This is a genomic window from Streptomyces daghestanicus (assembly GCF_020521275.1).
Classification (GTDB): domain Bacteria; phylum Actinomycetota; class Actinomycetes; order Streptomycetales; family Streptomycetaceae; genus Streptomyces; species Streptomyces griseoviridis.
The window spans coordinates 1,454,255-1,468,625 of sequence record NZ_BNDX01000008.1; the positions used below are offsets into that span (position 1 = coordinate 1,454,255).

Below are 14,371 nucleotides of genomic sequence, written 5' to 3' on the forward strand. Positions count from 1 at the left end.
CCGGGGCGAGCGACGGGACGGGGCCCGGCATCGCCACACGCCTCGCCGCCGCCGGCGCGCAGGTGCTGCTGCCGGCACCCCGCTCACGCCGGGTTGCGCACGCCCCCGGCCCGCCCCCGCTCCGGGCGCCCCTGTTCCCGACGCCCCGCACGCGCACGCGCACGCCCCGCACCCCTCCCCTACGTCACCCTCGCACCCGACCCCGACGTCACCCTCGTACATCCCGCCAGACCACCCCCACCGCCGCCGCCAGGTCATGCGCCCCCATCGGCGCCCCGTCCGCCGCCACCCGCCCCGCGAGCCCGTGCAGATACGCCCCCGCGCTCCCCGCGTCCAGCGCCGACAGCCCCGCCGCCAGCAGGGACCCCGCCAGCCCGGACAGCACATCCCCGCTCCCGGCCGTGGCCAGCCAGGGCGTCCCCGTCGCGTTGACGCGCACCGCGCCCCCGTCCGCCCCGGCGACCAGCGTGGTCGACCCCTTCAGCAGCACCGTCGCCCCGTACCGCCCCGCCAGCTCCCGCGCCGACTCCAGCCGCGCCCCCTCGACCTCCTCCCGGCTCACTCCCAGCAGCGCCGCCGCCTCCCCGGCATGCGGCGTCATCAGCGTCGGCGCCGTACGCGCCCGTACCGCCCCGGCGTCCGCCAGCCGCAGCCCGTCCGCGTCGATCAGCACCGGCACGTCCGCCGCGACCACCTCCGCCACCGTTCCGGCGTCGTCCCCGGCCCCCGGTCCGACCACCCACGCCTGCACCCGCCCCGCCCGCTTCGGCCCCTGGTCGGACACGAGCGTCTCGGGGAACCGGGCGATCACCGCGTCCCCGGCCGGACCGACGTACCGCACCGCCCCGGCCCCGCCCCGCAGCGCGCCCGAGACCGCGAGCACCGCCGCCCCCGGGTACCGCGCCGACCCGGCCGCGATGCCCACGACCCCGCGCCGGTACTTGTCGCTCTCCGCCCCCGGCACCGGCAGCAGCCGCGCCACGTCCGCGTGCTGCAACGCCTCCAGCACCGGCACCTCGTCCAGCGACAGGCCGATGCCGACCAGCCGCACCGACCCGGCGTACTCCCGCGCCGGATCGATCAGCAGCCCCGGCTTGTGCGCCCCGAAGGTCACGGTGAGGTCGGCCCGGACGGCGGCCCCCCGCACCTCGCCCGTGTCCGCGTCCACTCCGCTCGGCAGGTCCACCGCCACGACGGCGGCCCGCGCCCGCTCCGCCGCCTCGGCGAGCGGCACCGCCTCCGGACGCAGCCCGCCCCTGCCGCCGATCCCGACGATGCCGTCGACCACGAGGTCGGCCCGCTCGATCAGCCGTACCCCGTCCGGAGCCCCCGCGGTGCTCCCGCCCGCCCGGCGCAGCGCCGCGAGCCCCCCGGCGTGCGCCCGCCCGGGTGCGAGCAGGACGGCCGTCACGCCGGCGCCCCGGCGGGCCAGCCGCGCCCCGGCGTACAGGGCGTCGCCGCCGTTGTCGCCGCTGCCGACCAGCAGCACCACCCGGCTGCCGTACACCCGGCCGGGCGCCCGGCCCAGCACCTGGGCGCAGGCGGTGGCGAGCCCGGCCGCCGCCCGTTGCATCAAGGCGCCCTCGGGCAGCCGCGCCATCGCCGCCCGCTCCGCCGTCCTGACCGTCTCCACGCTGTACGCAGTCCGCATGCCGTCGAGTCTGCCCACTGCGCCGCGCCCCGTGTCAGGAGGACCCCGCGTGTCCGGTGAACAGGCCGAGCAGGCCGTACGGCGAGTCCGGGCCGAACATGAGCGCGTGCAGCCGGCCCGCCTCGACGGCCTCGGCGGCGCTGCGGGCGAACATCTCCTCCTCGTACGCGGTGAGCGCGGCCTCGGTGTCACCGGGACGCGCGGCGAGCAGCTCGCCGAGCCGGGCACCGTCGTACAGGGCGAGGTTGGCGCCCTCCCCGGACGGGATCATGAGGTGCGCGGCGTCGCCGAGCAGGGTCACGCCCGGCACCCGGTCCCAGCGGTGCCCGTCCGGCAGCGCGTACAGGGGGCGGTGCACCGGCGGGGTGTCGCCGTCGGTGATCAGCGCGGTCAGCTCAGGGGCCCAGCCCTCGAACTCCGCCGCGATCCGCGCCGCGGCCCCGGCGGCGTCGGTGAAGTCGACGGCGCGGAACCACTCCAGCGGCTCGGCCAGCGCCACGTAGGTGTGCAGGGTGTCCCCGCTCTCCCGGTGGGCCTGGATGCCCTTGCCCGGCGCGAGCGCGTACATCGCCCCGCCGCCGACCGCCTTCGCCGCGGCGGGGTGCCGCGTGCCGGCGTCGTACAGGTACGTCTCGACGAAGGACGTGCCGGTGTACTCGGGTGAGGCGCCGGAAAGCAGCGGCCTGACCCGCGACCAGGCGCCGTCCGCGCCGATCAGCAGGCCGGTGACGACGGTGGAGCCGTCGGCGAAGCGCACCTCGTGCCGGCCGTCACCGAGCGCGCGGGCGCCGCTCACCTTCTGCCCCCACCGCACGGTGCCCTTGGGCAGCGAGTCGAGCAGCAGCCGCCGCAGCTCGCCGCGCCGCACCTCGGGGCGCCCGCCCGTGCCGTCGTCGGGTTCGTCGAGCAGGACGGTCCCGTCCGGGGCGAGGGCCCTCGATGCCTGGCGGCCCTCCAGGACGAGGCCGAGGAACTCCTCGTACAGGCCCGCGGCTTCGAGGGCGGGCTGTCCGTTGCCCTCGTGGATGTCGAGCAGGCCGCCCTGCGCGCGGGCGGTGGGCGACGCCTCCGCCTCGTGGACGGTGGCCGGGATGCCGTGGACGTGGAGGACGCGGGCGAGGGTCAGTCCCCCGAGCCCGGCGCCGATGATCGTGATGTCGGTGGTCATGCCGCTGCCTCACCGTCTGGAATGCCGTTCCATTACGCGATCCAGACTGGAACCTCGTTCCAGACTTGTCAAGATGGAACGGGGTTCCAGCGCCTGTGCGAAGATGGAGGCATGGCTGCCACCCGTACGCGCCGCACCGAGCGCCGGGAGAACCCGCTCTCGCGCGAGCGCATCGTCGAGGCCGCGATCGAGCTGCTCGACGCGGCGGGCGAGGGCGGGCTCACCTTCCGCGCCCTGGCCGAGCGCCTCGCCACCGGCCCCGGCGCGATCTACTGGCACGTCACCGGCAAGGACGAACTGCTGCACGCCGCCACCGACGCGGTCGTGGCCGCCGCCGTACCCCCCGCCCCCGCCGGCACCGCCCCGCGGGACGCCGTCCGGGCCGTCGCGCTCGGGGTGTTCGACGCGATCGACGCCCATCCCTGGGTCGGCGCCCAGCTCGCCCGCTCCGCCATGGACGCGCCGATCCTGCGGATCTTCGAGCGCCTCGGCCGCCAGGTCCAGGCCCTCGGCGTCCCCCGCGCCGTCCGGTTCACGGCCGCCTCCGCACTGCTGAACTACGTCGTCGGAGTCGCCGGCCAGAACGCGGCGAACGCCCGCGCGGTCGAGGCGGGCACGGACCGCACGGAGTTCCTGACCAGGATGGCGGCGGCCTGGACGGAGCTGGACCCGGAGGAGTACCCGTTCGTCCGGGAGGTCGCGGGCGACCTGCCCCACCACGACGACCGGGTGGAGTTCCTCGCCGGGATCGACCTCATCCTGACCGGCATCGCTCCCCGCGAGCGCCCGGCCGACCCGCCGTCCGCATGACGAACACCCCGCCCGGCGCGAACGGCTCCCGCCGGGACACCGGCCCCCGCCAGGAGAGCGACCCCCGTCAGGAGGACGCCCCCGACCGGCAGAACCCCCGGAGCGGGACGAGCGACCTCCGCCGGGGAGCCGACCCCCGCCTGCGGATCGGCCCCCGCCAGGACACCGCCCCTGTTCCCGACCCCGGCCCCGACCCCGACCCCGACCCCGACCCCGACGAAACCGTCCTGTCCGGCCTCGGCCCCCGTCTCCGCGCCCTCCGCCAGGCCCGCGGCCTCACGCTGTCCCGGCTCGGCGCGGTCACCGGCATCTCCGTGAGCACCCTGTCCCGGCTGGAGTCGGGGCGGCGCGAGCCGACGCTGCGGCATCTGCTGCCGCTGGCCCGCGCGTACCGCGTCTCCCTGGACGACCTGGCCGGCTCCCGCACGGGCGACCCCCGCGTCCACCCCCGGCCCGTCGTCCGGCACGGGCAGACCTGGATCCCGCTCACCCCGCACCTCGGCGGCCCGCACGCCTACAAGCAGATCCTCCCGGCCCCGGCCGCCCCGCGCACCGCCCGCCCCGAGCAGGGCTCCCACGAGGGGTACGAGTGGCTGTACGTCCTCAACGGCCGGCTGCTGCTCGCCCTCGGCGACCACGACCTGGTCCTGTCGGCGGGCGAGGCCGCCGAGTTCGACACCCGCGTCCCGCACGGCCTCGCCAACGCGGGCGACGGCCCCGTGGAGTGGATCGCGCTGTACGGGGCCCAGGGCGAACGCCCCTTCGTCCGGGTCCGCCCGGCCGGGAGCCACGAGGGGACCGGGGGCCTCACCCCTCCGCGATGACCACCGCGGACGCCACCCCGGCGTCATGGCTGAGCGAGATGTGCCAGGAGGTCACGCCCAGTTCGGCCGCGCGGGCCGCCACCGTCCCCGTCACCCGCAGCCGGGGCCGCCCGCTGTCCTCGACGTAGACCTCCGCGTCGGTCCAGTGCAGTCCGGCGGGCGCCCCCAGCGCCTTGGCCAGCGCCTCCTTCGCCGCGAAGCGGGCCGCCAGCGAGGCGGCCCCGCGCCGCTCACCACCGGGCAGCCGCAGCTCGCTCTCCAGGAACAGCCGCCCGGCCAGCCCCGGCGTCCGCTCCAGCGACGCCGCGAACCGCTCGATCTCCGCCACGTCGATGCCGACCCCGATGATGCTCATGGCGAGCACCCTAAGGGGCCGCCGGGCGGCTCACTCCACCGTCACCGACTTCGCCAGGTTGCGCGGCTGGTCCACCTCGTTGCCCCGGGCCGTCGCCAGTTCGCACGCGAAGACCTGGAGCGGCACGGTCGCCACCAGCGGCTGGAGCAGCGTCGGCGTGGCGGGGATGCGGACGAGGTGGTCGGCGTAGGGCGTCACCGTCTCGTCGCCCTCCTCCGCGATGACGACGGTGCGGGCACCCCGGGCCCGGATCTCCTGGATGTTGGAGACGAGCTTGTCGTGCAGCACCGACCGCCCGCGCGGCGAGGGCACCACGACCACCACCGGCAGCCCCTCCTCGATCAGCGCGATCGGCCCGTGCTTCAGCTCGCCCGCCGCGAACCCCTCGGCGTGCATGTACGCCAGTTCCTTGAGCTTGAGCGCGCCCTCCAGCGCGACCGGGTAGCCGACATGCCGCCCCAGGAACAGCACCGTGTCCTGGCCGGCCAGGGACCGGGCCAGCTCCCGCACCGGCTCCATGGTCCCCAGCACCCGCTCGACCGCCTGCCCGATGCCCGCGAGGTCCCGGATCACCGCCCGGATCTCGTCCCCCCACTTGGTGCCGCGCACCTGCCCCAGGTAGAGCGCGACCAGGTAACAGGCGACCAGCTGGGTCAGGAACGCCTTGGTCGAGGCGACGGCGACCTCCGGCCCGGCGTGCGTGTACAGCACGGCGTCGGACTCGCGGGGGATCGTGGAACCGTTGGTGTTGCAGATGGCGAGCACCTTCGAGCCCTGCTCACGGGCGTGCCGCACCGCCATCAGCGTGTCCATCGTCTCGCCCGACTGGGAGATGGCGATGACCAGCGACCGCTGGTCGAGGATGGGGTCGCGGTAGCGGAACTCGCTGGCCAGCTCCACCTCGCAGGGGATGCGCGTCCAGTGCTCGATGGCGTACTTCGCGATCAGCCCGGCGTGGAAGGCCGTACCGCACGCGACGATGACGACCTTGTCCGTCTCCCGCAGCTCGTGCGCCGGGATGCGCACCTCGTCCAGGGTGAGCGAGCCCTCGGCGTCGATCCGCCCCAGCAGCGTGTCGGCGACCGCCTTCGGCTGCTCGGCGATCTCCTTCAGCATGAAGGAGGCGTGGCCGCCCTTCTCGGCGGCGGAGGCGTCCCAGTCGACGTGGTAGGCGCGCACCTCGGCCGGGCTGCCGTCGAAGCCGGTCACCGTGACGCCGTCCCGGCTCAGCTCGACCACCTGGTCCTGGCCGAGTTCCAGGGCCTCGCGGGTGTGCGCGATGAACGCCGCCACGTCGGAGGCGAGGAAGGACTCGCCCTCGCCGACGCCGACCACCAGCGGTGAGTTGCGCCGGGCGCCGACCACCACGCCGGGCTCGTCCGCGTGCACCGCGACCAGCGTGAACGCCCCTTCCAGGCGCCGGCACACCAGCCGCATCGCCTCCGCCAGGTCGGCGCAGGCGGAGAACTCCTCGGCGAGCAGATGGGCGACCACCTCGGTGTCGGTCTCGGAGGCCAGGTCGTGGCCGCGTCCGGCCAGTTCGGCCCGGAGCGCGGCGAAGTTCTCGATGATGCCGTTGTGCACGACGGCGACCCGGCCCGCGTTGTCCAGATGGGGGTGGGCGTTGGCGTCGGTGGGGCCGCCGTGCGTGGCCCACCGGGTGTGGCCGATGCCCGTGGTCCCGGCCGGCAGCGGATGCTCGGCCAGCTCCTTCTCCAGGTTGACGAGCTTGCCGGCCCGCTTGGCGGGGGCCAGCCCGCCGTCCGCGAGCACGGCGACGCCCGCCGAGTCGTATCCCCGGTACTCAAGTCGCTTCAGTCCGGCCATCACGACGTCGAGCGCCGACTGCGACCCCACATATCCCACGATTCCGCACATGATCGGCAGCCTACGGTCACTTCCGATCACGAACCCGTCGGATCGTGCCCGATATCGGAAATTCCTACGGCAGAACGAGCCAGGTGGACGACGTGACTCACCCCACCCTGCGCCCTGTTCGAACTCCGTTAACAATGGACTGTGATCTCTCCGGCCCCTTCGGCTCCCCGGAGCGCCCACCGGCACCGCCCGGAGGCGACTCCCTACGTCGACCTCACCCGCGCCGAGTGGAGCGCGCTGCGCGACAAGACGCCGCTGCCGCTCACCGCCGAGGAGGTGGAGAAGCTGCGCGGCCTCGGTGACGTCATCGACCTCGACGAGGTCCGCGACATCTACCTCCCGCTCTCCCGGCTGCTCAACCTCTACGTCGGCGCCACCGACGGCCTGCGCGGCGCGCTCAACACCTTCCTCGGCGAACAGGGCTCCCAGTCCGGCACCCCGTTCGTCATAGGCGTCGCCGGTTCCGTCGCGGTCGGCAAGTCCACCGTCGCCCGGCTGCTCCAGGCGCTGCTCTCCCGCTGGCCCGAGCACCCGCGCGTCGAGCTGGTCACCACCGACGGCTTCCTGCTGCCCACCCGGGAGCTGGAGGCCCGCGGCCTGATGGCGCGGAAAGGTTTCCCCGAGTCGTACGACCGGCGCGCCCTCACCCGTTTCGTCGCCGACATCAAGGCCGGCAAGGCGGAGGTGACGGCCCCCGTCTACTCCCACCTCATCTACGACATCGTCCCCGGCGAGAAGCTGACCGTCCGCCGCCCCGACATCCTCATCGTCGAGGGCCTCAACGTCCTCCAGCCCGCCCTCCCCGGCAAGGACGGCCGCACCAGGGTCGGCCTCGCGGACTACTTCGACTTCAGCGTGTACGTCGACGCCCGCACCGAGGACATCGAGCGGTGGTACCTCAACCGCTTCAAGAAGCTGCGGGCGACGGCCTTCCAGAACCCGTCCTCCTACTTCCGCAGGTACACCCAGGTGTCGGAGGAGGAGGCCCTGGACTACGCCCGCACCACCTGGCGCACCATCAACAAGCCCAACCTGGTGGAGAACGTCGCCCCGACCCGCGGCCGCGCCACCCTGATCCTGCGCAAGGGCCCGGACCACAAGGTCCAGCGACTGCGCCTGCGCAAACTGTGACCCGGGCGTACGCCGGCCCCGTATGACGGTTCAATGGGCCGCATGCTGCATCTGCGCCTGATCACCCCGGCCGAGAAGACCGACGCGGTCGTCCGCCTGCTGGAGACCACCGTCGGCACCGCCCACCTGGTGGTCCTCCCGGGCGCCGCCCGCTCCCCCGCCGGGGACGTCGTGATGTGCGACGTGGCCCGGGAGGCGGGCGACGACGTCATCGACGCGCTGCGGGCGCTGGAGCTGGACACCTGCGGCGCGATCACCGCCGAGGACATCGACCTGTCGCTGTCGGAGTACGCCGACCGGGCCGAGCGCGAGGCGCCGGGCGAGGGCGCGGACGCCGTGGTGTGGGAGCAGCTGACCGAGGCGACCCACGAGGAGTCGACGCTCTCGGTCACCTACCTGGCCTTCATCACGCTCGCCACGCTGATCGCCGCCTGCGGTGTGGTGCTGGACAACGCGATCCTGATCGTGGGCGCGATGGCGGTGGGTCCGGAGTTCGGGCCGCTCGCCGGCATCTGCACGGCGATCGTGCAGCGCTCCCCCAAGCTGGCGCTGCGGTCGGCCGTCGCGCTGCTGGCGGGCTTCGCGGTCGCCATGGCGGTCACCGCCGGTTTCAGCCTGTTCATGGACGCGGTCGGCCTGTTCAGCGAGGCGAAGCTGGAGGCCGACCGGCCCAACACCGGCTTCATCTACGCCCCGGACTGGTTCTCGTTCGTCGTCGCCGTCCTCGCCGGGGCGGCCGGCACCCTCTCGCTGACCTCCGCCAAGTCCGGCGCCCTGGTCGGCGTCGCCATCTCGGTCACCACGGTCCCGGCCGCCGCGAACGCGGCCGTCGCCCTGATCTACGGCGACACCGGCCAGACCTGGCACTCCACGGAGCAGCTCCTGCTGAACCTGCTGGGCATCGTCCTGGCGGGCACCCTCACCCTGCTGACCCAGAAGGCCCTGTGGGCGGCGGCCAAGAAGCGCCGGCCGGCCCGCCGCGGAAACCTGCGCGACCGCCCGCACACCACCCGCGCCTGACCGGCCCCGGCACCCCGAGGCCCGTGTCCGCCGCCCCGCCGGCTCACCCGTCGACGAGCCAGGCCCGGCGCGGCGGCCTCAGCCGGTCGTCGTACTCCCTCAGGTCCTCGCCGGCCGACGCGAGCCGCTCAGCGCTCCGTGCCGACCCGGCCGGCGCCCAGCGCCGGGGCTCCGGGGACACCGCCGCCCGCGCGGTCCAGGAACACCGGCGGCTCGTCGATCATCCCGGCGCAGTACGGCTCCTCGGGGGAGAGCGGCGGCGTGCAGCCGGCCACCGGACCGCGGGCGAACCGGTGCTCCTCGGCCTCCGCCAGGTGCGAAGCGCCGCACGGGCGGCCCGCGGCCCGCGCGGTCCGGCACCCGGCGGGAGCCCGGGAACTCCGGCGGCACCCCGCGGCGCGCGGCAGCCGCCGCCGTCGCCCCGCCGACCGTCCCGCCGAGGGTGCAGGGGACGTCAGGGCCACGGCGTGTCCCGGGGACGAGGGCCCGCCGCACGGTGTCCACCGTGCGGGCCGGCCGGCCCTCCCGGGCGGCGGGCACCTACCCGAGCGCCGACTTCACCGAATCCGCCAGCCGCCCCGCCACCGCGCGCGCCTGTTCGATGTCGGCCGCCTCGACCATCACGCGGACGAGCGGCTCGGTGCCGGAGGGGCGCAGCAGCACCCGCCCGGTGGAGCCGAGGTCGCGCTCGGCCTCCGCCACCGCCGTGGCCAGTTCCGCCGACGTCCCCACCCGGGACCTGTCCACGTCCGGGACGTTGATCAGCACCTGCGGCAGCCGCTCCATCACGGCGGCCAGCTCCCGCAGCGGACGCCCGGACTGCGCGACCCGGGCCGCGAGCAGCAGCCCGGTCAGCGTGCCGTCGCCGGTGGTGGCGTGGTCCAGCACGATGACGTGCCCGGACTGCTCGCCGCCGAGCGCGTACCCGTGCCGCTTCATCTCCTCCAGGACGTACCGGTCACCGACCGCCGTCTGGACGAACCGGATGCCCTCGCGCTCCATGGCCAGCTTGAAGCCGAGGTTGGACATGACGGTGGCGACGACGGTGTCCGAGCGCAGCGCGGACCGCTCCCGCATCGCCAGCGCGAGCACCGCGAGGATCTGGTCGCCGTCCACCTCCTCGCCGGTGTGGTCCACGGCGAGGCAGCGGTCGGCGTCCCCGTCGTGAGCGATGCCCAGGTCGGCGCCGTGCTCGACGACGGCGGCCTTCAGCAGGTCCAGGTGGGTGGAGCCGCAGCCGTCGTTGATGTTGAGGCCGTCCGGTGCGGCGCCGATGGTGACGATCTCGGCACCGGCCCGCGCGAACGCCTCCGGCGAGACCCGCCAGGCCGCGCCGTGCGCCTCGTCCAGGACGATCCGCAGCCCGTCCAGCCGGTTGGGCAGCACACCGACCAGGTGGGCGACGTACTGGTCGAGCCCCTCCTGGTACTCCCGGACCCGGCCCACGCCGGCCCCGGTCGGCCGGTCCCAGGGCGCGCCGGTGCGGTGCTCGGCGTAGACGGCCTCGATCCGGTCCTCCAGCTCGTCGGCGAGTTTGTGACCGCCGCGGGCGAAGAACTTGATCCCGTTGTCGGGCATGGCGTTGTGGCTCGCGGAAAGCATCACGCCGAGGTCGGCGCCGAGCGCGCCGGTGAGGTGGGCGACCGCGGGCGTCGGCAGCACGCCGACCCGCAGCACGTCGACGCCGGCGCTGGCCAGGCCCGCGACGACGGCGGCCTCCAGGAACTCGCCGGACGCCCGCGGATCGCGGCCGACCACGGCGGTCGGCCGGTGCCCCTCGAACGTGCCCGCCTCGGCCAGTACGTGCGCCGCGGCGACGGAGAGGCCGAGCGCCATCTCGGCCGTCAGATCCGCGTTGGCGACACCGCGCACGCCGTCCGTGCCGAAGAGTCGTCCCACTTGTCCTCCTGAGGAAGCGTCAATTACACGAAAGCGCACGAGAGCGCACAAGAGCACACCGACACGTACACCGCCACGACACGGACGCACACACGGACACCCGCCGTCATCCGATCACACAAGCCTTTGAGCGTCTTGTGCCGTTATACGCCCCCGACTGTGGATAAACGAACGCCCCGGAGGCACATGTGGCGTGCCGCCGGGGCGTTCGGAGTACGCGCAGCGCGTGAGGCTTAGCGCTTGCTGTACTGCGGAGCCTTGCGGGCCTTCTTCAGACCGGCCTTCTTCCGCTCGACCGCGCGGTCGTCGCGGCGCAGGAAGCCGGCCTTCTTCAGGGGACCGCGGTTGTTGTCGACGTCGGCCTCGTTCAGCGCGCGGGCGACACCGAGACGGAGGGCACCGGCCTGGCCGGAGACGCCGCCGCCGGAGATCCGGGCGATGACGTCGTAGCGGTCGTCGAGCTCGAGCACCTTGAAGGGCTCGTTGACCTCCTGCTGGTGCACCTTGTTCGGGAAGTAGTCCTCGAGGGTGCGGCCGTTGATCTTCCACTTGCCGGTGCCCGGAACGATCCGGACACGGGCGATGGCGTTCTTGCGGCGGCCCAGGCCGGCGGCCGGCTGGGGCTCGCCGAAGCGGGAGGCCAGCGACTCCGAGGTGTACTCGCCCTCGACGGGCACCTCGGACTCGGTGGTGTAGCTGTCGATGTCAAGCTCTTCGAGCGGCTGCTCGGCAGTGGTCTCGGCCACGATTCTCCTCAGATTCTCTTCAGTCTTAGGGGGTGGCCGGACTTACTGCGCGACCTGGGTGATCTCGAACGGCTGCGGCTGCTGCGCGCCGTGCGGGTGCTGGTCACCCTTGTAGACCTTCAGCTTCGAGAGCATCTGACGGCCCAGCGTGTTCTTGGGGAGCATGCCCTTGACGGCCTTCTCGATGGCCTTCTCGGGGTTCTTGTCCAGCAGCTCGTCGTAGCGGACGGAGCGCAGACCGCCCGGGTACCCGGAGTGGCGGTACGCCATCTTCTGGGTCCGCTTGTTGCCGGAGAGGTGCACCTTGTCGGCGTTGATGATGATGACGAAGTCACCGGTGTCGACGTGGGGCGCGTAGATCGGCTTGTGCTTGCCACGCAGGATGGAGGCCGCGGTGGAGGCCAGACGGCCCAGGACGACGTCCTGAGCGTCGATGACGTGCCACTGGCGCGTCACATCGCCGGGCTTGGGGCTGTACGTACGCACGGTTCGTAGCCTTCGCTTCGAGTGAATGGTCCTGAACAGGTCACCGAAACGATCACGACAGCCTGGACCCACGGCGGCGACGCATACCGCGTTGTGGGGTCGCTGGTCATCGGCCCGGTGGACCGGTGTAAGGGCCCGTCCCGTGAGAATGAGCAAGCCAATACACAACGAACAAGCAGGATACCGGGGTGCCCCAGAAGGGTCAAAACGAGGGATCACCCGGTACTGCTGTCCGCCTCCAGGGTACGCGCCGCCGGAAGCGAACGGGCGCCACCGTCCCGGGGACCCCCGCGCCCCCGGCCGTGCACGGCCACCGTGGCCGCCAGCACGCCCAGCGTGACCGCGTCCTTGAAGGCCCGCCGCACCCCCGCCTCCAGCCAGGGCCAGCTCACCCCGGGCAGCTGCGGCACCAGGGCCGCCCAGAACCCGGGCCGCCGGGTCACCGAGTCGCCGTACGGCAGCCCGGCCAGCAGCAGCGGCACGACGACCAGCAGATAGTGGTCGTAGGAGGGGCGCGAGACGAGGAACGCCGAGAGCATCAGGCCGGCCGCGGTCTCGGCGTACCGCAGCGGTCCCGGGCCGCCCCGCCGCCAGCGCAGCCTCGCGCAGAACACCCCGGCGCCCGCCGCCAGGACGGCCGCCGCCCGGGCGAGCGGCGCGGGCACGCCGAGCCGGGGCAGCACGGCCGCCGGGGACGCCTCGTAGAGCCGGACGAAGCCGTCGTCGCCGCTGAGCAGGAAGGGGAGGGTGCGGGTGAAGAAGCCGGCCGGGTCGGGCATCAGCAGCGCCGCCGCCCCGGAGGCGAGGGCCGGCACCAGCACGGCCGCCGCCAGCGCCCGCCACCGCCCGGCGAACAGGAACAGCAGCGCGGCCGGCGCGAGCAGCGGCTTCAGCGCGACGGCGGCCCCGAGCGCCGCCCCGGCCGCGAGCCACCGGCCCCGGTGCGCGAGGAGCAGGCAGAGCGGCAGGGCGACGGCGGCGGTGACCGTCCAGTTCCCGAGCCGCACCAGGTGCCCGAACGGCGCGAAGCACGCCGCGAGGCCGGTCAGCCCCAGCACGGCGAGCCGGCTGCCGCGCGCGACCCCGTGCAGCCGCAGCGCGCAGCCCCAGCCCAGTACCAGCAGCCCGGCCACCGTGAGCGGCACCAGTGCCCGCAGCGCCGCCGGGGGCAGCAGGGTCTGCGGCACGGCGGCCAGGACCGCGCTCGGGAAGTAGAGGAAGTGGGGATCGTCATAGGGATCGCCGCCGGCCAGCCAGCTCCGTGCCGCCCGCACCACGATGGCGTTGTCCATGCCTCCGTCCGAGGTCACCCGCCCGGTCTGCACGACCAGCGCCCCCAGCACCAGGGTGAGCACCGCCCACCCGGCCCGCCCCGCAGGTTGCCCCAACCACCCGGAGATGTCGTTTTTGCCCGTCCGCATGGACGGAACGCTAGGCGCTCCGCACCCTGTGGACGCGGACCAGCACGCCCCTTGTCCCGTCTAAGATGCGCCCCATGAGCTTTGGGCAGGGGGGACCCGACTCCCAGTGGGATCCCTGGACACCGCGATCCCAACAGCAGCAGCCGTGGAACAGCGGCGGTGGCGACACCCCCGACTGGGCCGCGCTGGCCGAGGCGTCCGAGGCCCGCGCCAAGCGCCGCCGGCTGCTGTTCATCGGCGGCGGGGCGCTGGCCGCCGTGGCCGTGGCGGCGGCCGTCGCCGTGGCCGTGGTCTCCACGGGCGGCTCGGGCCAGGCGTCGGACTCGCCCTCGTCCCAGCTGCCGTCGGCGGCCGAGATCCCGAGCGCCACGGCCAAGGCGCCGTCGTTCGCCCCGACCAGCGCGCCCCCGCCGCTGGACCCGGAGGACTTCATCTCCAGCGCGGCCAAGGACAAGGCCGCGCTCGCCCCGGAGACCCTCTTCCCCGGCACCCAGCTGACCATGGGTGACACGGTGTACAGGAAGGGCCCGACCGCCGACACCCGCACCTGCTCCTCGGCCGCCCAGCAGACCCTCCCCAAGGCCCTCGAAGCGGGGGGCTGCACCCGGCTGATGCGTGTCACCTACGCCAAGGACGACATCGCCGTGACGGTCGGCGTGGCCGTCTTCGACACCGCGGCGAAGGCCGGGCAGGCCAAGTCGGCGACGGACTCCAAGAGCATCGTCAAGCCGCTCCCCGGCGGCGGTGTCGGCTCCTTCTGCACCGGCGCGGTCTGCCGCACCACCATCAACTCCTACGGCCGGTACGTCTACTTCACCATCGCCGGGCACACCAACGGCAAGGACGTCACGGAGCAGGACACGGCCGCCTTCCGGATCGGCGACGACCTGGGCACGTTCACCTACCGCCAGATCCACCGCCGGGGCGAGGCCCAGGCGTCGGCGGCGGCCAACGGCTGACGTGCCGGACCGGACCGGCGGGC

The 14,371-nt window shown here is 74.2% G+C and carries 14 protein-coding genes; 5 read left to right on the plus strand and 9 right to left on the minus strand.

The genetic code is table 11. The features are described 5' to 3' along the window. Positions 1 to 208: 208 nt before the first annotated feature. Positions 209 to 1,651: an NAD(P)H-hydrate dehydratase gene (locus Sdagh_RS15945; protein WP_190008352.1), complete on the minus strand. Its 1,443-nt coding sequence runs from the start codon at positions 1,649 to 1,651 to the stop codon at positions 209 to 211. Between the two features lie 34 nt (positions 1,652 to 1,685). Then, positions 1,686 to 2,819 carry an FAD-dependent oxidoreductase gene (locus Sdagh_RS15950; RefSeq protein ID WP_190076704.1) on the minus strand — a complete coding sequence of 378 codons (1,134 nt, stop codon included), beginning with the start codon at positions 2,817 to 2,819 and terminating at the stop codon, positions 1,686 to 1,688. A 111-nt stretch (positions 2,820 to 2,930) separates the two neighbouring features. Between Sdagh_RS15950 and Sdagh_RS15955 the strand changes: the two genes are divergently transcribed. After that, on the plus strand, positions 2,931 to 3,629 hold the full coding sequence (locus tag Sdagh_RS15955) for a TetR/AcrR family transcriptional regulator (protein WP_189417872.1): 699 nt from the start codon (positions 2,931 to 2,933) through the stop codon (positions 3,627 to 3,629). A gap of 227 nt (positions 3,630 to 3,856) precedes the next feature. Next, a complete protein-coding gene (locus Sdagh_RS15960) occupies positions 3,857 to 4,453 on the plus strand; it encodes a helix-turn-helix domain-containing protein (protein ID WP_226535371.1) in 597 nt (198 codons plus the stop codon). Here the strand turns inward: Sdagh_RS15960 and Sdagh_RS15965 are convergent. Continuing rightward, positions 4,437 to 4,808 (minus strand): holo-ACP synthase, encoded by a 372-nt coding sequence (locus Sdagh_RS15965; protein ID WP_189417874.1) that lies wholly within the window; start codon positions 4,806 to 4,808, stop codon positions 4,437 to 4,439. The genes Sdagh_RS15960 and Sdagh_RS15965 overlap by 17 nt on opposite strands. Positions 4,809 to 4,838: 30 nt before the next feature. Then, positions 4,839 to 6,686: a glutamine--fructose-6-phosphate transaminase (isomerizing) gene (gene glmS / locus Sdagh_RS15970; protein ID WP_189417876.1), complete on the minus strand. Its 1,848-nt coding sequence runs from the start codon at positions 6,684 to 6,686 to the stop codon at positions 4,839 to 4,841. A 141-nt stretch (positions 6,687 to 6,827) separates the two neighbouring features. Here glmS and coaA point away from each other — a divergent pair, with 141 nt between their 5' ends. Continuing rightward, positions 6,828 to 7,817, plus strand: a complete 990-nt coding sequence (gene coaA / locus Sdagh_RS15975) for a type I pantothenate kinase (RefSeq protein WP_189417878.1) — start codon at positions 6,828 to 6,830, stop codon at positions 7,815 to 7,817. A gap of 42 nt (positions 7,818 to 7,859) precedes the next feature. Beyond that, a complete protein-coding gene (locus Sdagh_RS15980; RefSeq protein ID WP_189417880.1) occupies positions 7,860 to 8,837 on the plus strand; it encodes a DUF389 domain-containing protein in 978 nt (325 codons plus the stop codon). A 128-nt stretch (positions 8,838 to 8,965) separates the two neighbouring features. On the opposite strand, the gene Sdagh_RS15985 is transcribed toward Sdagh_RS15980, so the two are convergent. From Sdagh_RS15985 to Sdagh_RS16005, 5 genes are all read right to left on the minus strand, one after another. Continuing rightward, positions 8,966 to 9,112: a hypothetical protein gene (locus Sdagh_RS15985; RefSeq protein ID WP_190008343.1), complete on the minus strand. Its 147-nt coding sequence runs from the start codon at positions 9,110 to 9,112 to the stop codon at positions 8,966 to 8,968. A gap of 265 nt (positions 9,113 to 9,377) precedes the next feature. Next, positions 9,378 to 10,736 (minus strand): phosphoglucosamine mutase, encoded by a 1,359-nt coding sequence (glmM, locus tag Sdagh_RS15990; protein WP_189417884.1) that lies wholly within the window; start codon positions 10,734 to 10,736, stop codon positions 9,378 to 9,380. 233 nt (positions 10,737 to 10,969) lie between these two features. Beyond that, positions 10,970 to 11,482 carry a 30S ribosomal protein S9 gene (gene rpsI, locus Sdagh_RS15995; RefSeq protein ID WP_189417887.1) on the minus strand — a complete coding sequence of 171 codons (513 nt, stop codon included), beginning with the start codon at positions 11,480 to 11,482 and terminating at the stop codon, positions 10,970 to 10,972. A 42-nt stretch (positions 11,483 to 11,524) separates the two neighbouring features. Beyond that, a complete protein-coding gene (rplM, locus tag Sdagh_RS16000) occupies positions 11,525 to 11,968 on the minus strand; it encodes a 50S ribosomal protein L13 (protein ID WP_055632362.1) in 444 nt (147 codons plus the stop codon). Between the two features lie 215 nt (positions 11,969 to 12,183). Continuing rightward, positions 12,184 to 13,389, minus strand: coding sequence for a glycosyltransferase 87 family protein (locus tag Sdagh_RS16005; RefSeq protein ID WP_189417892.1), 1,206 nt, complete (start codon positions 13,387 to 13,389; stop codon positions 12,184 to 12,186). 74 nt (positions 13,390 to 13,463) lie between these two features. Here Sdagh_RS16005 and Sdagh_RS16010 point away from each other — a divergent pair, with 74 nt between their 5' ends. After that, positions 13,464 to 14,348: a hypothetical protein gene (locus Sdagh_RS16010; RefSeq protein ID WP_189417894.1), complete on the plus strand. Its 885-nt coding sequence runs from the start codon at positions 13,464 to 13,466 to the stop codon at positions 14,346 to 14,348. Positions 14,349 to 14,371: the final 23 nt, after the last annotated feature.